At 64.8% G+C, this 18,779-nt stretch carries 12 protein-coding genes and 4 tRNA genes; 7 read left to right on the top strand and 9 right to left on the bottom strand.

The window, feature by feature from the left end; translation table 11 throughout:
- Positions 1–42 precede the first annotated feature (42 nt).
- From HD842_RS04505 to HD842_RS04515, 3 genes are all read left to right on the top strand, one after another.
- A complete protein-coding gene (locus HD842_RS04505) occupies positions 43–522 on the top strand; it encodes a hemerythrin domain-containing protein (RefSeq protein WP_183551484.1) in 480 nt (159 codons plus the stop codon).
- 189 nt (positions 523–711) lie between these two features.
- Positions 712–1,131 (top strand): hypothetical protein, encoded by a 420-nt coding sequence (locus HD842_RS04510; RefSeq protein WP_183551487.1) that lies wholly within the window; start codon positions 712–714, stop codon positions 1,129–1,131.
- Between the two features lie 149 nt (positions 1,132–1,280).
- Complete coding sequence (locus HD842_RS04515; RefSeq protein ID WP_183551490.1) at positions 1,281–2,249, top strand: IS1595 family transposase; 969 nt, start codon at positions 1,281–1,283, stop codon at positions 2,247–2,249.
- Between the two features lie 104 nt (positions 2,250–2,353).
- Here HD842_RS04515 and HD842_RS04520 read toward each other — a convergent pair whose 3' ends face one another.
- The 3 genes from HD842_RS04520 to HD842_RS04530 all read right to left on the bottom strand — a co-directional run bounded on the left by HD842_RS04520 (position 2,354) and on the right by HD842_RS04530 (position 7,510).
- A complete protein-coding gene (locus tag HD842_RS04520) occupies positions 2,354–3,358 on the bottom strand; it encodes a GGDEF domain-containing response regulator (RefSeq protein WP_183551493.1) in 1,005 nt (334 codons plus the stop codon).
- 130 nt (positions 3,359–3,488) lie between these two features.
- Positions 3,489–6,515 carry an ATP-binding protein gene (locus HD842_RS04525; protein ID WP_183551496.1) on the bottom strand — a complete coding sequence of 1,009 codons (3,027 nt, stop codon included), beginning with the start codon at positions 6,513–6,515 and terminating at the stop codon, positions 3,489–3,491.
- Between the two features lie 161 nt (positions 6,516–6,676).
- Positions 6,677–7,510 carry a response regulator gene (locus tag HD842_RS04530; RefSeq protein WP_183551499.1) on the bottom strand — a complete coding sequence of 278 codons (834 nt, stop codon included), beginning with the start codon at positions 7,508–7,510 and terminating at the stop codon, positions 6,677–6,679.
- 292 nt (positions 7,511–7,802) lie between these two features.
- On the opposite strand from HD842_RS04530, the gene HD842_RS04535 reads away from it, so the two are divergent.
- From HD842_RS04535 to HD842_RS04545, 3 genes are read left to right on the top strand one after another with little or no spacing between them, the layout of a single operon-like run.
- Complete coding sequence (locus tag HD842_RS04535) at positions 7,803–9,725, top strand: TonB-dependent receptor plug domain-containing protein (RefSeq protein ID WP_183551502.1); 1,923 nt, start codon at positions 7,803–7,805, stop codon at positions 9,723–9,725.
- 16 nt (positions 9,726–9,741) lie between these two features.
- On the top strand, positions 9,742–10,329 hold the full coding sequence (locus tag HD842_RS04540; protein ID WP_183551505.1) for a YfiR family protein: 588 nt from the start codon (positions 9,742–9,744) through the stop codon (positions 10,327–10,329).
- Positions 10,329–12,221 carry a hybrid sensor histidine kinase/response regulator gene (locus tag HD842_RS04545; protein WP_183551508.1) on the top strand — a complete coding sequence of 631 codons (1,893 nt, stop codon included), beginning with the start codon at positions 10,329–10,331 and terminating at the stop codon, positions 12,219–12,221. The genes HD842_RS04540 and HD842_RS04545 overlap by 1 nt, the downstream gene beginning before the upstream one ends.
- A 133-nt stretch (positions 12,222–12,354) precedes the next feature.
- On the opposite strand, the gene HD842_RS04550 is transcribed toward HD842_RS04545, so the two are convergent.
- The 5 genes from HD842_RS04550 to HD842_RS04570 all read right to left on the bottom strand — a co-directional run bounded on the left by HD842_RS04550 (position 12,355) and on the right by HD842_RS04570 (position 13,837).
- Positions 12,355–12,431, bottom strand: a tRNA-Arg gene (locus HD842_RS04550).
- 163 nt (positions 12,432–12,594) lie between these two features.
- Positions 12,595–12,671, bottom strand: a tRNA-Arg gene (locus HD842_RS04555).
- A gap of 81 nt (positions 12,672–12,752) precedes the next feature.
- Positions 12,753–13,382, bottom strand: a complete 630-nt coding sequence (locus HD842_RS04560) for an NUDIX hydrolase (RefSeq protein ID WP_183551511.1) — start codon at positions 13,380–13,382, stop codon at positions 12,753–12,755.
- Positions 13,383–13,471: 89 nt separating this feature from the next.
- Positions 13,472–13,548 (bottom strand) — tRNA-Arg (locus HD842_RS04565).
- Between the two features lie 212 nt (positions 13,549–13,760).
- A tRNA-Arg gene (locus HD842_RS04570) sits at positions 13,761–13,837 on the bottom strand.
- 109 nt (positions 13,838–13,946) lie between these two features.
- On the opposite strand from HD842_RS04570, the gene HD842_RS04575 reads away from it, so the two are divergent.
- Positions 13,947–17,831, top strand: a complete 3,885-nt coding sequence (locus tag HD842_RS04575; protein WP_183551515.1) for a sensor histidine kinase — start codon at positions 13,947–13,949, stop codon at positions 17,829–17,831.
- On the opposite strand, the gene HD842_RS04580 is transcribed toward HD842_RS04575, so the two are convergent.
- Positions 17,828–18,769, bottom strand: a complete 942-nt coding sequence (locus tag HD842_RS04580) for a D-2-hydroxyacid dehydrogenase (RefSeq protein ID WP_183551517.1) — start codon at positions 18,767–18,769, stop codon at positions 17,828–17,830. The genes HD842_RS04575 and HD842_RS04580 overlap by 4 nt on opposite strands.
- Positions 18,770–18,779 lie beyond the last annotated feature (10 nt).

Consider the following 18,779-nt stretch of genomic DNA (forward strand, 5'->3'; position numbering starts at 1 on the left):
GCCAACGAGTCATCATTCAACCAACAATACGGGGGTAATACCATGACCAAAGCAACGACCAAAAAGACGAGCGGCCCGCAGGATGCGCTGGAGCTGTTGAAAAGCCAGCACGACGAAGTGAAAGACATGTTCGACAAGTACGAAGAACTCGGTGAGCGCGCCAATGTCAGCAAGAAAAAGCTGGCCAACGAGATCTGCGAAGCCCTGATCATGCACACGTCGATCGAGGAAGAAATCTTCTATCCGGCGCTGCGCAAGACGTCGAAGGAAATGGAAGACATGCTCGACGAAGCGTTCGTCGAACACGCGTCGGCCAAGGACCTGATCGCACAGGTGCAGGAGATGGAGCCGGACGAAGACTACTACGATGCCAAAGTGAAGGTGCTGGGCGAATACGTGTCGCACCACGTCGAAGAGGAAGAGGAAGAAATGTTCCCGAAAGTGCGCAAGCTCGACCTCGACCTGGAAGCCATGGGCGCCGAGATGGCTGCCCGTCGCGACGAAATTCTCGCCACGGTCTAAACCGTCGTTGACAGACTGGCCGGCCTCCCCGGGGCCGGCTTTTTTACGCCCATGCCATTGAGCAAAGAATTCGACGGTGCGGACGGTCAAGACGTTCGCTGCCGCACATACGTGCTATTGCTGGTATGCGATAGTGAAAGCTAGCCGGTTCCATCGAGGACGGGAGCGTTATATAAGAGAGGACACACCATGAATATCGATAACATCGTAAATGAGCAGTTCCGTGGCAAGAGTTTCCGTGAACTGGCCGACGCGCCATTGTCGGCACTGCGCGGCATCGGCGAGCAGCAGGCCAATGCGCTGGCCGACACGCTTGGCGTGAAGACCATCGGCGACCTGGCCAGCCTGCAGGCAGTCAGCTTCGCTGTCGCGATCAAGGCACTGGCTGGCAGCGAGACGCAGTCGAGCAAAGAGCAGGCCGAACAGACCTTGCTCGATGATGCCGTCGAAATGACGTTCCCGGCCAGCGATCCGATTTCGGTCGACGCCGGCATCACCCGCATCGAAGTACCGCCCGAGATGGTCGACGCAGGCCGCGATCACCAGAACGCGCGTTCGATCGAAGAAACGAGCACCATTCGCGATTGCCCACCCGCCGAAAAGCGTTAAGCACACAGCAGGGCAGGATGGAGCAGGCCACGGAACGCAGGTTCCGTGGCCTGTTTTTTTATGGCGCAGTCAACGTTAAATAGAGACTAGCTTTGAACTGACGAGTAGTCCAGTGGTCCAACCCCTGTCCCCAGCGTCAGGAGTCGATCATGAAAGCGCCACGTTTCAAGGGCTGGTTCGCAAAACTGCCTTCCCTGAACCAGCCCCAGCGCCGGCAAGTGCTGGATGCCCTGCATCCTACAGCCGGGCTTGATCAGGTTGTTGCGCTCATCACTGAGGTCAGAACGCCAGGCCGCTGCTGCCCCAGGTGCAGCAACGAGCACTGCTACCGGCATGGTTTCGCCAACGACTTGCAGCGCTATCGCTGCTGCGCCTGCGGCCGCACCTTTAACGACCTCACCGGCACGCCACTGGCGCGGCTCAGGCACAAAGCCAAATGGCTCGCGTATTCGCAGGTGCTGCTCGATTCACTCCCCGTGCGCAAGGGCGCAGATCGGGTCGGCGTACACCGCAACACCGCCTTTCGCTGGCGACACCGCTTCCTGCATCGGATCAAGCTCGACCGGCCCGCGCTCCTGAATGGCATCGTCGAGGCTGACGAAACATTTCTGCTCGAATCACAAAAAGGTTCGCGTACGCTTGATCGGCCACCGCGCCACCACGGCGGCCATGCTGCCAAACGGGGCATTTCCAGCGAACTCGATTGCATTCTGGTCGGCCGCGACCGCGAGGGTCGCACGGTCGATGCCGTCACTGGCAGGGGTGCTCTCACGGCTGCGCAAATCGAGCGTGACTTGTTGCCCAGACTTGACAGGCAAGCCTTGCTTGTCAGTGACGGCCATCCCGCTTACCGCACGTTTGCACACAAGCACAGGATCGCGCACGAAGCGGTCAATGTGCGCGCCGGTGTACGTGTAAGACGTCTGGGGAGTCTTGCCATCCACGTGCAGAACGTGAACGCCTACCACCAGCGCTTCAAGTCGTGGCTACAGGGCTTTGGTGGCGTGGCGTCGCGCTACCTGCCCAATTACCTCGGCTGGCGCTGGGCGTTGGATGGAGAGCGGGTTATTTCGCCGGAACAGTTGCTTCGCATTGCCATCAGCGTCATCAACAGATAACGCTAAATGAGCCTTTTTTATTGGCGCAGCCGATGCAAAAGCAAACCGGGGCGCTCGCTTGCGCGAGAGCCCCGGTTCTTAGTCAGCTGAAAGCAGATGACGTATCAGCGATGCGGCGTTGCCAGCTCGGGCGTCAGCGCCGGCACTGGCGCGCCGGTGGTCTTGGACGCTGCTTGGCGATTGGCCGCCGGCGAGCAGAAGCGGTTCTTGCCGGCGCGCTTGGCTTCGTACAGCGCGTAATCGGCGATATTGATCAGGGCGTCGACCGATTCGGCGTCGTCCGGATAGATGCTGATGCCAATCGACGTCGACAGGCGCAGCGTCAGGTCGTTGATGAAGAATGGCTCGGACAGGGATTCAACCAGCTTGGCCGCCGGGCCCTGCGCGTCGACCAGACCATGGATGTCGCCGAGGACGACCATGAATTCATCGCCACCCAGGCGGGCAACGGTGTCTTCCTTGCGCGAGCTGGCCAACAGACGCTGCGACACGGCTTTGAGGATCTCGTCGCCATAGGCATGGCCATAGGTGTCGTTGATCGCCTTGAAGCCATCCAGGTCGAGATACATAATCGCGGCCTTGGCATGGGTACGGTTGGCATGCTGCAGTGCCGTCTCGATGCGGTCTTCGAGCAAGCGACGGTTCGGCAGGCCGGTGAGGGCGTCGTGCAGTGCCAGCTCCTGCTGGGCCTTCGAGTACTGGGCCAGCTCCTTGTACAGCAGGCGCACTTCGAGCATATTGTGGATGCGCTTGTGCACCTCGAGCAGGTCGAACGGCTTGCTGATGAAGTCGCGGGCGCCGGCTTCGAGCGCGGCAATCTTGAAACTTGGCTGGGCCGTCAGGGCAAGCACAGGCAGATAGCCGCCTTGTTCAATTTCCTTCAGGCCCTTCATGACCTGGAAACCATTCAAGCCCGGCATTTGCAGGTCGAGCAGAATGAGGTCGTAATTGTGTTCACGATGGAGCGGACACACCTGCTCCGGCAGCATGGTCGAGCTGACGCAGGTATAGCCTTCTTCGCGCAATATCTCTTCCATCAGCTCGATATTGTCGGGCGAATCGTCTACCACCAGAATTTTGGCGTTCAAAATGTCTTGTCTGCTCGGCATGCTTATCTCTTTATCGAAACTGGGCGGCGCCCCATTTCGGGGTGGAATCTAACGATACCTTACCTCTAATTAGTGTAGCAAGGACCATAAAATTTCTTGTAGGACAGCGCCGCGTCCGCAGGTAGGAACATCAACGACTATGGCCGCGACCGCTTTCCGCGAGCATTGGGACGGCGGGTGGCGTGCTGACCATGCCGATGGCCGCCATCAATTCGCTCTGTTCGACCGGCTTTGACACATGGGCCGAGAAACCGGCCTCGAGCGCCTTCAGGCGGTCTTCGGAGCGTGCAAACGCCGTCAGCGCGATGGCCGGAATCAGGCCGCCAGCGTCGCGCGGCAGGGCGCGGACCCAGGCGAGGAACTCGAGGCCGTTGACATCGGGCATGCCGAGATCGCTGATCAAGAGGTCGGGCGGGTTCGCGCGCAGCTGCGCCATGGCGTCCTGTGCGCTGCCGGCCAGCCGCACGTTGGCATGGCAATCGGACAGGATGCGGGCAATCAGCTCGCGCGCATCGCGGTCGTCGTCCACGACCAGCACCGACATGCCGCGCATGTCGCGCACCATGGGTTCGGGCGCTGCCTCTGGCGCAGCAGGCAGGGTGGCTGACGCCATCTCGGGCAGCGCGCCACCGGCAAGGTCCGCCTGGCGGGATGCGCGTGGCATGCTCGACAGCGCTGCCGGCAGTTCGAGCGTGAAGCTCGCGCCCTGGCCAGGTCCGGCGCTGTCGGCGCGTACCGTGCCGCCGTGCTGCTCGATCAGGTGCTTCACGATCGACAAGCCCAGGCCCAGGCCGCCATGGCTGCGTGTCATCGACGCATCGCCCTGGCGGAAGCGTTCGAACACGTGCGTGATGAATTCGGGCGCGATGCCCGAGCCCGTGTCGCGGATCGTGATGGCCACCTGGCCGTCGTGGTAACCCAGCTCGATCGTGACCAGCCCGTCGCGCGGCGTGAACTTGATCGCGTTCGACAGCAGGTTCCAGACCACTTGCTGGAGCCGACCCGGGTCGCCCGCGACGGACGGGATGGCGACGCCTTCGGGATAGAGCCGCTCGATGCGGATGCCCTTGGCGTCGGCCGCCGGGCGCACCGTTTCGATGGCGGCGTCGATGAAGCTGCCCGGCGCCAGCGTCTGCATGTCGAGCAGCACCTTGCCGGACGTGATACGGCTCATGTCGAGCAGGTCTTCGATGAGCTGCGCCTGGGCGCGCGCATTGCGCTCGATCGTCGACAGGCCCCGCTGCAGGTCGGCGCCATCGCGGCTGCCGCGCCGCAGCACCTGCGACCAGCCAAGAATGGCCGACAGCGGCGTGCGCAGCTCGTGCGACAGCGTGGCCAGAAATTCATCCTTCATCTGGCTCGTGCGTTCGGCTTCGGCGCGCGCTTCGCGCTCGTTCTCGAGCAGCACCTTGCGCTCTTCAGCCGCGCGGCTGGCCACTTCGTACAGGCGGATATTGTCGACCGCGATGGCAGCCTGCGCCGCGATGCCGCTGACGATGCGTTCACTGCGCTCGGTGAACACGTTCGGTTCAGGATGGCCAAAGAACATCGTGCCCAGCAGTTCGCCCGAGCGCGCCATGACAGGCACGGTCAGATAGCTGCGCACCGGAGGATGGCCGCTCGGCAGGCCGAACTGCAGCGCGCTGCTGGCCTGGACCGGATCGGCCGCGAGGTCGGCCACGCGTTGCAGAATGGTGGTGCGCAGGCCTGGCCCGAACAGTGCGCTGGCGCCCGGTTCGGCAAAGTCCTGGAACTGGGCCGACGTGGCGCCCGACAGCGTGTGGAGCGAATACAGCGTGCCCTCGCCAGCCTGGCCGTAATGGACGAAGGCGGCATGACGCGCGCCGCAGACGCCGCCGGCCACATCGGTGGCGGCCTGCATCACGGCGCGCAGATCGCGTGTCGAGGCCAGCATGCTGCCCGTGCTGTTGAGCAGTTCAAGCACGTGCGATTCGTCGCGCAGCGCCTGTTCTGCGCGCTTGACCTGGTCGACGTCGGTGTTCGTGCCGAACCAGCGCACCACGTTGCCGTCGCGGTCATGCACGGCTTCGACCCGCGTCAGGAACCAGCGGAAATTGCCGTCGGCGCCGCGAATGGGAAATTCCATCTCGAACGCCGTGCCGGTGCGCACCGACTCATCCCAATGTTCGAGCACGGCAGGCAGCACCGCCGGGTCGTACACTTTTTGCCAGCCCCAGCCCGTCGATTCTTCGGGCGTGATGCCCGTGTATTCATACCAGCGCTCGTTGAACCAGACGATCGAGCCATCGGGATCGGCCATCCACGCCAGTTGCGGAATGGTGTTGGCCAGCGCGCGCAATTCTTCTTCGCTCTGGCGCAGGTGGTCGTCGGCCGCGCGCCGGGCGCTGATGTCCTGCGCCATGCCCGTCATGCCCAGCACGCCGCCGCCGTCGACGGCGCTGGCGTAGTCGGGGCGGCCGACCAGGGCCACGCAATGCGCGGCGCCGCCGGGCAGGTTGCCGCGTGCGAGCAGGCGGCATTCGAGATCGAGGTCGGTGCCCTGCGAGAAGGCGGCCAGCACGGCGCGCCGCACGACCTTGCGGTCTTCGGGTTGCAGCCGCTCGCGCAGGCTTGGCCACGCCAGCGCGACATCGGCCGGCAAGCCGAGGATTTCGGCTGCGCGCGCGCCGAACGTGACACGGTCGGTGGCCGCATCCCAGCGCCAGTCGCCCAAGCGCCCGGCGGCGATCGCCAGTTGCAGGCGGTTGTTGTTGTCGATGAGCGCCTGCTGGTCGAGCTTGCGCGCCGTGATGTCCTGGAAATACAGGGTCAGGCCTTCGGGGGACGGGTAGACCCGCATGTCGAGCCAGGCATTCAGGCGGCGGTAATAGAATTCGCGATTGACGGTAACGCGCTGCTCCATTGCGCGCACGCAATCGAGGGCGACGGTCGTGCCGTGCAGGTCTTCGAACTCATCCCACAGCTTGGCCCCGACCAGGTCGCCACGCCGCTTGTTGAGCGGCTCGACCATCTGCAGGGCGCGGCCATTGATATAGGTGATGTGCCAGTCGCGGTCGACCGCGCAAAAGCCGTCGGTGAGGCTTTCGAGCATGTTTTCCATGCGCTCGGTGGCGCGCTGGAGCGCCTCTTGCGCGGCGACCAGATCCTGGCCGGACACGTCGCGGGCAGTGCTCATGCCGGCCTCCGAAGGTGGCGCGCGATGCGGCGGACGTGTTGTGATGAAGAGTTCATGCCGGGGTTGCCATGCGCCCGAAGCCGGGCAGGATGCGTTTCATTGTAGACCAGCCGGGCGGGTCCGACTCACACTTTGTGAATACGGACCGTTTCGCCCATCGGTCAGCGTCGGCCCGGCTGACGCACTACCTTGGCCAGCGCATCCTGCAGCTGGTCGATTTCATACGGTTTTTGCAGCGACTGGTACGGGAACTCGAGGTGCCGCAGCAGCGTGTCGCCGTAGCCCGACGCGAAGATGATCGACAGTGCCGGGTCGTCGCTGATGGCGCGCTGCACCAGTTCGACGCCGGACATGCCGGGCAGGCTGACGTCGGAAAACAGCACGTCATAGCGCTGGCTCGCCAGCAGTGTCAGGGCATCGTCGGGATGCGCGACGCCGTCGGCTTCGTGGCCGAAGGCCTTGAGCATTTCGCACACCAGATACTGGGAGTCGACATTGTCTTCAACGACCAGGATGCGCAGGCCTGCATCGTCGACCGCTTCCTGGGCCGGCTGCGCGGTGGCCGGGGCCAGGGCGATCTGCACGCCACGCACGGTGCCGGTTTCGTCGCGCACCGGGGACAGGCGCAGGTCGAAACGGTTGTCGGCGTTGCCGTCGAGGCGGCGGAAGGTCAGGGCGGTGTCGGCCAGCACACCGGCCTCACCGCGCCAGGCCGCAGCCAGCGCCGCACCGGCCGCAGCCAGCGGTGGCGGCATCACGGGCGGCACCGAGCCGCCCGGCACGCGGCCATAGCCGGGGCCGGCCAGAGCGGCGTAGGCCTCATTGAATACCAGGACCGTTTCCGGTCCCCATACCAAGAGGGTCGGGAGCGACGAATTGAGCAACAAATCGCTGCACAACCGCAGCGGCAACGGCCAGCGGGCAGCGTCGCCCAGGGCGGTCGTGCTCCAGTCGTAGGAAGCGGTGCTCCGGGCGGAAAGGTCGAGGTCGGGCATGGATTGTTGTAAAAACGAAAATATGGGCGGCATCCTACACCAAACGGGATGCACCTGCTCGGGCAACCGTGCGCGCAAAAAAAAGCCCGCTTCGTGAGAGGCGGGCTGAATCTATTTCCTAGGAGGAGAATAGAGGAGACAGTGCAATCATGCTGCATTGCGTCAAATCAGTCCAATTTATATTTCCAATAACCGTCATTGGTTTAATCAATATCCCGCGGATGTTGTCAAGAACCGCGTTGTGGCGTGTGCGCACTTGGTGCGATCGAGAAAATGTTCTACGATGGCAACTATGCCACCTTTTTCGTTGTACGTTTGCGCCATTGCCGCACTGTTATCGACCGCCTATTCCTTTGATGCAAGCGCGCAGGATGGCTCGGGCCCGCTGCCGTGGGCCGATTATTCGCTCGAGCAATTATCCGATATCGCCGTGACGTCCGTCTCGCGCCAGAGCGAGCCGCTGGCGCGCGCGGCGGCGTCGGTGTTCGTGATCAGCGCTGCGGACATCGCCCGCTCGGGCGCGACCACGCTGCCCGAAGTGCTGCGGTTGGCGCCGAATCTCCAGGTTGCCCGCATCAATACCCATGAGTATGCGATCAGCGCCCGCGGATTTTTGTCGCCCCAGGCCAACAAGCTGCTCGTGATGATCGATGGCCGCAGCGTGTACTCGCCGTTGTTCTCGGGCGTGGTCTGGGAAATGCAGGATGTGGGGCTGGAAGACGTCGCGCGCATCGAGGTGGTCAGCGGGCCGGGCGGCACGGTATGGGGCACGAACGCCGTCAATGGCGTCATCAATATCATCACACGCAGCGCGGCCGAGACCCACGGCGGCGTCGTCACGGCGCACGCCGGACCGGACGAGCATGGCGCCAGCGTCCGCTACGGCGGGCAGTTCGAGAACGGCCCGCACTGGCGCGTGTATGCCAGGCAAACGCGGATCGAGGCCGATCGCAGCGCGCCGGCTGACACCCCCGACAATCGCATGGCGCGCGAGCAGGCGGGCTTTCGTCTCGACTGGGAAGGCAGCGAACAGGATGTCACGCTCAGCGGCGATGTGTACCAGGGACGCCTGCGCAACACGTCCCTGTTATCGAGCGGGACGATGTCCGGCGCCAATCTGCGGGCAGAGGTCCAGCGCGACCTCACTGATGCCGGCCAGGTGCGCATGCATGCGTGGCTCGATCAGACGCGCCGCAGCAAGCCGGGCGTGGGAATGCAACAGATCGACACGGTCGACGTCGAAGCCCAGCACCTGGTGCGCTTCGGTGAGCATGGCATCACCTGGGGCGGCGGCTATCGCAACAGCCGCGACCAGATCGACGGCGGGCCCGTGCTGCGTTTCACGCCGGCGCGCCGCAACCTGCGCTGGTCGCACCTGTTCGTGCAGGATGAATTGACCCTGACGCCGACGCTGCGCGCCGTGGCCGGCATGCGCGTCGAGCACAATGTATATACGGGCAGCGAGTTGCTGCCGAATCTGCGCCTGGCATGGGACGCGAGCGACCAGGCAACGCTGTGGGCGGCCCTGTCGCGCACGGTGCGTGCGCCGTCGCGCATCGACCGTGATCTGTTTCTCGTCAATCCGGCTTCGCCGCGCCAGTTCCTGATCGCCGGCGGCGCTGACACGGTGGCGGAAACGGCGCGCGTGGCCGAACTGGGATACCGCGCCCAACCCATGCCGACGCTGTCGTATTCGGCCACGCTGTTCTATACCGACTTCGAACGGCTGCGTTCCCTGGAGCCGGCGACGCCCGGTGTGCGGTTGCCGTATGTCATCAACAGCCTGGGCAAGGGCAACTTGCGCGGCATCGAATTCTGGGCCAGCTGGCAGGCCGCGCGCGGCTGGCGCCTGCACGCCGGCGGGGTGCTGCAGGACGTCGACATGGGGCGCGAACCGGCCAGTCGCGACACCACCGGGTTGTCCGGCCTGGGCGGGAATGATCCCAACCTGACCTGGACCTTGCGCAGTGCGCACGATCTGAGCGAGCGCATCTGGGCAGATTTTTCACTCCGTTACGTCGCACGACTGCCGCAGCTGGCCGTGCCAAGTTATCATGAGCTCGACGCGCGGATCGCGTGGCAAGTGCGTCCCGATCTCGAGCTCGCGCTTGCCGGGCGCAATCTGTTGCATGCCCGCCACGCCGAATTTGTCGCGGCAGGCAGCCGCCAGTTGCTCGAGCGCACGGTGTTTGCCAGCGCCACGCTGCGTTTTTGACGTGCGAATGGATTTCATGACTATCAATCAACCAGCTTGTCTGCCGCGCCGCAGGGCGTGCCTGGCCTTGATGCTGCCGCTGCTGGCCAGCCTCGGCCTCGGCCTGCCTGCGCACGCGATCGTGGTCGACGCTGCGCCCGTACTCGAACGACGCGTCAAGGCCGCTTTTTTGTACAAGTTTTTGGGGTATGCCGATTTTCCGGCCGGCTCGTTTGCCGATGCGACGACGCCGGTCAGCATTGGCGTGGTGGGCGCCGACGACATGGCGGCCGAGCTCACCCGGATTGCCGCCGGGCGCCTGGTGGCCGGGCGCATGATCACGGTGCGCGCGCTGCGCGAGCAGGATCTGGCGCAGCCGCTGCACGTGCTGTTTGTTGCCGGCCAGGATGATGCGCGCGCCGCACGCCTGCTGCGCGCCGCCAATGCGCAGTTGACCGTGACCGAGTGCGATGGCGGGCTGCGCAGCGGCAGCGTCATCAATTTTACGATCGTCGATGATCGGGTGCGTTTTGACGTCTCCCTCGATGCGGCGGAAAAGAAGAATGTAAAGCTCAGTTCGCGTCTGCTGACAGTGGCGAACCGTGTGCAAAAAGGAGCCACGTGATGTCTATGCACGATACCGGCTCCGTGCGCAGCAAATTGATCCTCATGGCGGTGTCCACCACCGCAGTGGCGTTGCTGTGCGCGGGTATCGCCATGCTGTTGCTCGACCTGCGCACCTTCCAGCGCTACTGGATCGACGATCTGACCACCCAGGCCGACATCGTCGCCAGCGTGACTGCACCGGCCGTCTCGTTCAACGACCCGGCCGACGTGGCGCAGAGCCTGACCCTGCTGCGCGTGCGCCCGCAGATCGTGGCCGCGGCCGTATTCACCGCCAACGGCACGCGCTTTGCCACCTATGTGCGCAGCGGCGTCAAGGCCAGACTGCCCGAGCGGCCAGAGCCGGCTGGCTATCGCATCGAGCGCGGCGAAGTCGTCATGTACCACGACATCGTCGAAAATGGCGACCGGGTCGGCACCGTCTACCTGCGTTCGCGCTATGGCGTGCTGGACCGTGCCCTGAGCTACGGTGCGATTCTTGGCGGCGTGCTGCTGGGCGCCCTCGTGATTGCCGCCATCGTCGCCTCGCGCCTGCAAGCATCGATCACGCGCCCGCTCGAAGCCGTGACCGATATCGCGCGCCAGGTCATGCTGCGGCGCGACTTCAGCCTGCGCGTGCCGGGCCACCAGAAGGGCGAGATCGGCGTACTGGTCGAAGCATTCAACGACATGCTGGCCGAGATCGGCCGTCGCTCGGACGCGCTGCAGACGGCCAACCGCACGCTCGAGCACGAGATGGACGTACGGCAGAAGGCCGAGGGCGCGCTGATCGTGGCAGACCGCCGCAAGGACGAGTTCCTCGCCACGCTGGCGCACGAACTGCGCAATCCGCTGGCACCGATCCGCACGGGGCTGGATATCCTGCGCATCCGCAGCGGCGACGCCCAGGCCACGCAGCGCGCGACCGACATCATGGAACGCCAGCTGCGCCAGATGGTGCGGCTGGTGGACGATCTGCTGGACGTCTCGCGCATCAATACCGGCAAGTTCACGATCAAGATGGGCCGGGTGGAGCTCAAGGCCGTCGTCAACGATGCACTCGAAGTGGTGCGCTCGTATATCGAACTGCACGGGCACGAACTGGTGCTCGAATTGCCCGACCGCCCCGTGTTCCTGCATGGCGATGCGACGCGTCTGGCCCAGGTGCTGTCGAACCTGCTCAACAATGCGGCCAAGTACACCAACCGGGGCGGGCGCGTCGTGCTCAAGGGTGAGGTGGACGAGAACACCCTGATCCTCGAAGTGGCCGATACCGGCATCGGGCTGGCGCCGGAGATGCTCGACTCGGTGTTCGACATGTTCGTGCAGGTCGATTCGACGCTCGAACGCAGCAATGCCGGCCTGGGTGTGGGCCTGTCGCTGGCGCGCAAGCTCGTCGAGCTGCATGGCGGCACGATCACGGCGCACAGCGAAGGCCTCGGCCATGGCAGCCGCTTTGTCGTGCGCCTGCCGATCGTGGTCGAACCGGAGCCGCCCACCAAGCCGACCCCGGCCGCGTTCATCAGCGCCGAGAGCTACCGCATCCTGCTGGCCGACGACAACGTCGACTTCGTCAACAGCATCGGCGCGCTGCTCACGGCCATGGGGCACAGCGTGGTCATTACGCACAACGGACCCGATGCGCTGGCCGCCGCCGCGCGCTTCTGTCCGGACTACGCGTTTCTGGATATCGGCCTGCCACACATGTCGGGTTACGACCTGGCGCGCGGGATCCGCAAGCTGCCCACCGGCGCACTGACCGTGCTGATCGCCGTCACGGGCTGGGGTCAGGAAAAAGACCGTCAGCTGGCGTTCGAGTCGGGCTTTGACCACCACATGGTCAAGCCGGTGCGCTTCGAGCAGATCGAGGAAATCCTGGGCAGCCGCAGCATCATCAAGAAGCTGCGTACCTGAGTGTGATGCGTCGTCTAGCAGGGCAGGGCAAGCCTGTCCTCTAGATGACGTGGTGATGTCGATGGCAATGTAAAAAAGCAGCGCGCAAAGAAAAATGGCTCAGAATTTCTTCTGAGCCATTCTCTTGAAACTTTGGTGCGGCTGGCAGGAATCGAACCCACGACCCCTTGGTTCGTAGCCAAGTACTCTATCCAGCTGAGCTACAGCCGCCCGAAGCACGCATTATAGCAGCATGTATCGGATTGGCAAAGTCTGCCGTGTTTCAGTGTGGTCGCTTACCGGGAGACATCTCGACCGATCAGGAAGCAGCAGAAACTGACGCGCAAAAGAAAAATGGCTCAAAATTTCTTCTGAGCCATTCTCTTTGAAACTTTGGTGCGGCTGGCAGGAATCGAACCCACGACCCCTTGGTTCGTAGCCAAGTACTCTATCCAGCTGAGCTACAGCCGCCCGAGGCACGCATTATAGCGGGCTGTGGTGATCTTGGCAAATACCTATCGGGAGATTGTTTCTGCCGGCGTCGGCGAGGCGTCAGATCCGTCGCAGGGCATCAATGACGACCGCATCGTTCGGATTGCCCAGCACCGTCTCCAGCAGCGCCATCGGCACCAAGTGCACGGCCTGGCTTTCCCAGCCCATCAGCGCCGGATTGCCGCCCAGGCGCCGCGCCAGGTAGTAGCGCGTGAGCGTTTGCGTGCGCCGGCAGTCGATCAGGTGCCGGACGATCTGCACGCGCAGACCGGATTCCTCGAACGCTTCACGGATCGCCGTCGCCTGCAGGCTGATGTCCGGGTCGACACGGCCCTTGGGGAAGGTGGCGTCATATCCGCCAAAGGCGTTCGACGGCGCCACGGCCCACACACGGCCATCGTCTTCCACGATCACGACGCCTGCAGCGGGCGCGAACCCTGCGGGCACAGCGAAGGGCGGCTCCTCGATGGCAGCCTGGCCGGGGACCGTTTGCCACTCGGCGGTGCTGGCCGGGATGTCGAGCCAGGGCGCAAACGGCACATCGTTCAGCGATGGGGGCAGGGCGCCGAGCGGAATCACGGTGGCGATGCTGGCCGGGTCATCCCAGGTGGCGGTGGCTGTTGGCGTCGACGGATGCGCGAGACGTACCGGCGCACCGTGCTCATCGGGTTGGGGATGGAAGGTGGTCATTGGCGGAGAGTGTATTGGGAATAGCGCGTGACACGAGCCCAAATGCAATAAGGGCACTTCTTGCGAAGTGCCCTTATCTTGAAAAGGTTTGGTGCGGCTGGCAGGAATCGAACCCACGACCCCTTGGTTCGTAGCCAAGTACTCTATCCAGCTGAGCTACAGCCGCCCAATGCGAGCATTATAGCGGGCGCGGAGCATCTTGCAAAGACTGATTATTCATTCGTCATCGCCGATACAACCGGCGCCCGGAAAAAGGCGCAGTCACGTTCAATGGAGGAGGGCTTTGAACTGATGAGCAGCCATCGGCGTCATCAACAGATAGCGTTGACAGCGCAAAGAAAAAGGGCCAGATCTCGCGATCTGGCCCTTCGTATTTTCTGGTGCGGCTGGCAGGAATCGAACCCACGACCCCTTGGTTCGTAGCCAAGTACTCTATCCAGCTGAGCTACAGCCGCCCGAGGCACGCATTATAGCAGCGACATTTTATTTCTGGAAGACTCAAATTATTTCACGGCAACAAAGTCCTCTGGTAGATTGATTGCAGCGCAAATCGATCGGATGACCATGCCAGGTTCTACCTGGGCTGCCTGTAGCAGCCTGTTTCGTTTCACCTTCTTCCTGCTGCTGGCGCTGGCCTTGCCGGCCGACGCCAGCCAGCGCAATCTGCGCTTCGAGCGCCTGTCGGTCGAAGAAGGCTTGTCCCAGCACTCGGTGATGAGCATCCTGCAGGACCGCCAGGGCTTCATCTGGTTCGGCACCCAGGCCGGCCTGCACCGCTACGACGGCTATCGGCTCGTCATCTTCCGCAACGACGCCAATGATCCTGCCAGCATCCCGGACAACTTCATCTCTGCCTCGTACGAAGATCCGGCCGGGGGCCTGTGGTTCGGCACGAAAGGTGGGCTGGCGCGGCACGATCCGGCGACCGGCCGGTTCGAGCGGTTTGCGCTGGCCCAGCCGGGCCGCACCGTCAAGCGTTCGGTGGTGGCGATCGTGCCGGGGCCCGATGGCGCGCTGTGGCTCGCAACCAATGACGGCGTGGTGCGCTTCGACCCGCACACGGGCCAGCAGCGCAACTACGTGTCCGATCCGAACAATCCGGCGAGCCTGCGCGACAACCGCGTCAACGCACTCGCATTCGACGGGCGCGGGGCGCTGTGGGTCGGCACCGCGGCTGGCCTGGACCGGCTCGACCCGGCCAGTGGCCAGGTCACGCGTTTCACGATGGCGCCGCTTGACGATGTCGAGCGCAATGCCGTGCTGGCGCTGTCGATGGGCCCGCGCCAGACGCTGTGGATCGGTACCGCGGCGGGCCTCGAGGCGTGGCGCATCGATGGCGATGTGCCGCAGCGGCGCCGGATCGGCGCGGCGGACGGGATGCGCGGCGCGCGCATCCGCACGCTGTATCACGACAGCGGCGCGCAGCTGTGGGTCGGTACCTCGTCCGATGGCCTGAAGTGGCTCGATCCGGCCAGCGGCCGGTTCACCGGCTACCGCCACCTGCCGCAGGACCGGCACAGCCTGTCCGACAACATGGTGTCGGCGTTGCTGGTCGACCACACCGGGACGCTGTGGGTCGGCACGTATTTTGGCGGGATCAACCGCACCGACCTGGCCAGCGGGGGCTTCGCGCGCTTTGGTGAAACGGAAGGGATGGGCCGCGCCAGGGTGCGCGCCATCGTCGACGATCCGGCCGGGCGCCTGTGGCTGGGCACCAGCGGTGATGGCCTGATGCTGCTCGATCCGGCCTCACGCACGACGCGGCGCTTCGGCACCGATGCGTTCACGGGCAAGGTCGTCACCGCGCTGGCCCAGGCCGGGGGGCGGCTCTGGATCGGTACACCGACCGGCCTGGCGTGGCGCGACGCGCGCGGGCGCATGGGGCGTGTCGAATTGGGCCAGAGTCCGGGCGCTAACCATATACAGGCGCTGCGCGAGGGCCGCGACGGCACGCTGTGGGTGATGACGCGCGACGGCCTGTCCGCAGTCACGCCGGGCGCCACGGCCGTGCGCAACTGGCGCAACGTGCCGGGTGACGCCACGAGCCTGGGCGACAACTATGGCTTTGCCCTGGTCGAGGACCGGCGCGGCGTGCTGTGGATCGGCACCGAATCGGGCCTGGAGCGCTTCGACCCCGTCAGCGGCACCTTCAGCCGTTTTCGCCATGACCCGGACGACAGTACGAGCCTGCGCCACAGCCGCGTCTACCATCTGCTCGAGTCCAGGGCGGGCGACCTGTGGGTCGGCACCGCAGGGGGCTTGCACCGGATGGTGCAGGCTGGCGGACGCACGTCGTTTCGCTACTACCCGTTCAGCAGCCAGGACGCGCAGTCGATCGGCGCCATCCTCGAAGACAACGACGGCATCATCTGGGTCAGCACCACTGCCGGCATCACGCGCGTCGATCCGGTCACGGGCCAGACCAAGAGTTATAACGCCAAGGATGGCCTGATCGACGGCGCCTATTTCGTGGGCGCCGGCCGGCGCGGCGCCGACGGACAGCTGCATTTCGGCGGCGTCAGCGGCGTCACGTCGTTCAATCCGGCCGATGTGCACGACAATCCGTTCCCGCCGACGGTGGCGATCACCGACCTGCAGGTGCTGAACCGCTCGCGCGGCATCCACAACCTGGCGGCGCAGCGGGCGATCACGCTGTCGCACCGCGATACCGTGATCTCGCTCGAATTTGCGGCGCTGCACTACGCCGACCCGATGGGCAATCTGTATGCCTACCAGCTCGAAGGTTTCGACGCCAACTGGGTCAACACCGGCGCAGGGCGGCGCTTTGCCACCTACACCAATCTCGATCCCGGCCATTACGTGTTCCGGGTCCGGGCCAGCAACAAGGATGGACTCTGGAGCAAGGAGGCAGCCACGCTCGCGATCACGATCACGCCGCCGTACTGGAAGACATGGTGGTTCCGTACGCTGGCCGTGGCGCTGGTGGTGACGCTGTCGTACCTCGCCTATCGGCTGCGCATTGGCGCGCTCGTGACGCGCCAGGGCTTGCTCGCGCGCGAAGTTGACGCCCGCACCGGCGAGCTGCTGCTGCAGAAAGAAGCGGCCGAACGGGGCAAGCGCGAGGTCGAACGCCAGAAGGAATCGGTCGAGCGCGCGCACCGCAATATCGCGCTGCTGTCGGAAATGGGACGCATGCTGACCACGAACCTCGACCACGAGGCGATCATGCTGACGCTGTACCAGCACGTCAAGGCGCTGATGGATGCGCCGTTGTTTGGTGTCGCGCTGCGCCAGGGCGAGCGCGGCGTGCTCGAACTGCCGTTCGCAATGGCGTTCGGCCGGCGCGAGACCCCGCGCGAGCTGGCCTTCGATCCGGCCAGGCACCTGCTGGCGCGCTGCGTGAACGAAAACCGTGCCTTCCTGCTGGCGGACGTCGACGCCGAGCTGCCCGCGTATCTGCCCAGCGCGCCCGACCTAGGCTCTGCGGTGGCGCTGACTGCGCCGGCAACTGCGCTGCCGATGCCGCGCTCGCTGCTGTGCGTGCCCGTGACGGCGGGCGAGCGTGTGCTGGGCGCGCTGACGGTGCAAAGCCTGGAGGCGAGCGCCTACGGCCAGGTCCACCTCGACATGCTCGGCACGCTGGCCGCCTACGTCGGCGTGGCCATGGACAATGCCGAAGCCTACGCGCGCCTGAAAGAAACGCAGGTGCAGCTGGCAGCGCAGGAACGGCTGGCGTCACTGGGCTCGCTCGTGGCGGGCGTGGCACACGAACTCAATACGCCAATTGGCAACAGCCTTCTGATGGCCAGCACGTTGCAGGAACGCACGCATGCGGTGGCGGCGCAGTTCGAGGCGACCACGCTCAAACGGTCCGACCTGGCCGACTACATGGGCGCGGCGCGCGATGCGTCGCAGCTGATCGTGCGCAGCCTGCACAATGCGGCCGAACTAGTGAGCAGCTTCCGCCAGGTGTCGGTCGACCAGGCCAGTGCCCAGCGACGCCGCTTCGATCTGGCCCAGGCCTGCCAGGAAATCGGCGCGACCCTGATGAACACGGTGCGCCTCGCCGGGCACCGGCTCGACATCGACGTGCCGGCCGGGATTGCGATGGACAGTTTTCCGGGCCCGCTGGGGCAGGTTATCATCAACTTCGTCAACAACGCGATGCTGCATGCGTTCGACGGTCCGGGCGGCGTCATGACGCTGACGGCGCTGGAAACCGATGGCCGCGTCGCGCTCACGTTCCGCGACGACGGCCGCGGCATCGACCCGGCCCACCTGGGCCGCATCTTCGATCCGTTCTTCACGACGCGCATGGGCCAGGGGGGCACCGGCCTGGGACTGAACATCGTCTACAACATCGTCACGACGCTGATGGGCGGGACGATCCGCGTCGTGAGCCAGCCGGACGCCGGCACCGCCTTTTTGCTCGAACTGCCGCAAAAGGCGCCCGAGGCCCTGGCGCCCACCGTCAGCGCCGCGCCCTAAACGACGTTGATCGGCGTGCCGGCATGCCACGCTTCGATATTATCGACCAGCATGTCGGCCAGCGTCTGCATCGCACCAAAGCTGGCCCACGCGATGTGCGGCGTGAGAAGGAAGTGCGGCAGGCGCAGGCGCAGCAGCGGATTGTTCGAGCCGGGCGGCTCTTCGCTCAGGACATCGAAGCCGGCACCGATGCGGCCTTCCATCAGCACGTTCGCCAGTGCCGCCTCGTCGACCAGGCCACCGCGCGCCGTGTTGATCAACAGCGCGCCGGGCTGCATCAGAGCGAGTTCGCGCGCGCCGATCATGTGGCGCGTGGCGTCGGTCAGTGGCAGGTGCAGGCTCACGACCTGCGAGGTGGCCAGCAATTCGTCCAGCGGCAGTTCTGTGACGTTCGTGTCCGTGATCGGCGAGCGCGAAGTGGCGACGACCTCCATGCCGAACGCGCGCGCGATGCTGGCCACTTGCCGGCCCAGCGCGCCGTAGCCGATGATGCCCAGGCGCGTGCCAGCCAGGTCGCCGATCGGATGGTCGAGCAGGCAGAAGCGGCTCGAGGTTTCCCACTTGCCCGCCTCGACGTCGGCCGCGTAGGCGCGCAGGTTGCGGCGCAGCGCCAGGATCAGCGTGAAGCAGTGCTCGGGCACCGACACCAGCGAATAATTGCGGATATTTGCCACCACGATACCGGCCGCGCGGCAGGCCGCCAGGTCGACATTGTCGGTGCCGGTCGCGGCGACGGCGACCATCTTCAGGTCGGGCAGGCGCGCGATGGCGTCGGCCCGCAATGGCACCTTGTTGGTGATGGCGACGGTGGCGCCGGCCAGGCGCGCCACGACATCCTCGACGGCGGTGGCGGCATGGTCCTCCCATGCATGTTCGAAGGCGGGCACGCGAACATTGGCGCGCAGGCTGTCACGGTCGAGAAAAACGATTCGCTGCATGGGATCCTTT

The sequence above is a fragment of the Massilia aurea genome (assembly GCF_014200505.1).
Lineage (GTDB): Bacteria > Pseudomonadota > Gammaproteobacteria > Burkholderiales > Burkholderiaceae_D > Telluria > Telluria aurea_B.

Coding starts and splice junctions, on each gene's coding strand:
- HD842_RS04505 (WP_183551484.1), top strand. CDS start 43: ATGACCAAAGCAACGACCAAAAAGACGAGCGGCCCGCAGGATGCGCTG.
- HD842_RS04575 (WP_183551515.1), top strand. CDS start 13,947: ATGCCAGGTTCTACCTGGGCTGCCTGTAGCAGCCTGTTTCGTTTCACC.
- HD842_RS04545 (WP_183551508.1), top strand. CDS start 10,329: ATGTCTATGCACGATACCGGCTCCGTGCGCAGCAAATTGATCCTCATG.
- HD842_RS04540 (WP_183551505.1), top strand. CDS start 9,742: ATGACTATCAATCAACCAGCTTGTCTGCCGCGCCGCAGGGCGTGCCTG.
- HD842_RS04535 (WP_183551502.1), top strand. CDS start 7,803: ATGCCACCTTTTTCGTTGTACGTTTGCGCCATTGCCGCACTGTTATCG.
- HD842_RS04525 (WP_183551496.1), bottom strand. CDS start 6,515: ATGAGCACTGCCCGCGACGTGTCCGGCCAGGATCTGGTCGCCGCGCAA.
- HD842_RS04510 (WP_183551487.1), top strand. CDS start 712: ATGAATATCGATAACATCGTAAATGAGCAGTTCCGTGGCAAGAGTTTC.
- HD842_RS04580 (WP_183551517.1), bottom strand. CDS start 18,769: ATGCAGCGAATCGTTTTTCTCGACCGTGACAGCCTGCGCGCCAATGTT.
- HD842_RS04560 (WP_183551511.1), bottom strand. CDS start 13,382: ATGACCACCTTCCATCCCCAACCCGATGAGCACGGTGCGCCGGTACGT.
- HD842_RS04520 (WP_183551493.1), bottom strand. CDS start 3,358: ATGCCGAGCAGACAAGACATTTTGAACGCCAAAATTCTGGTGGTAGAC.
- HD842_RS04515 (WP_183551490.1), top strand. CDS start 1,281: ATGAAAGCGCCACGTTTCAAGGGCTGGTTCGCAAAACTGCCTTCCCTG.
- HD842_RS04530 (WP_183551499.1), bottom strand. CDS start 7,510: ATGCCCGACCTCGACCTTTCCGCCCGGAGCACCGCTTCCTACGACTGG.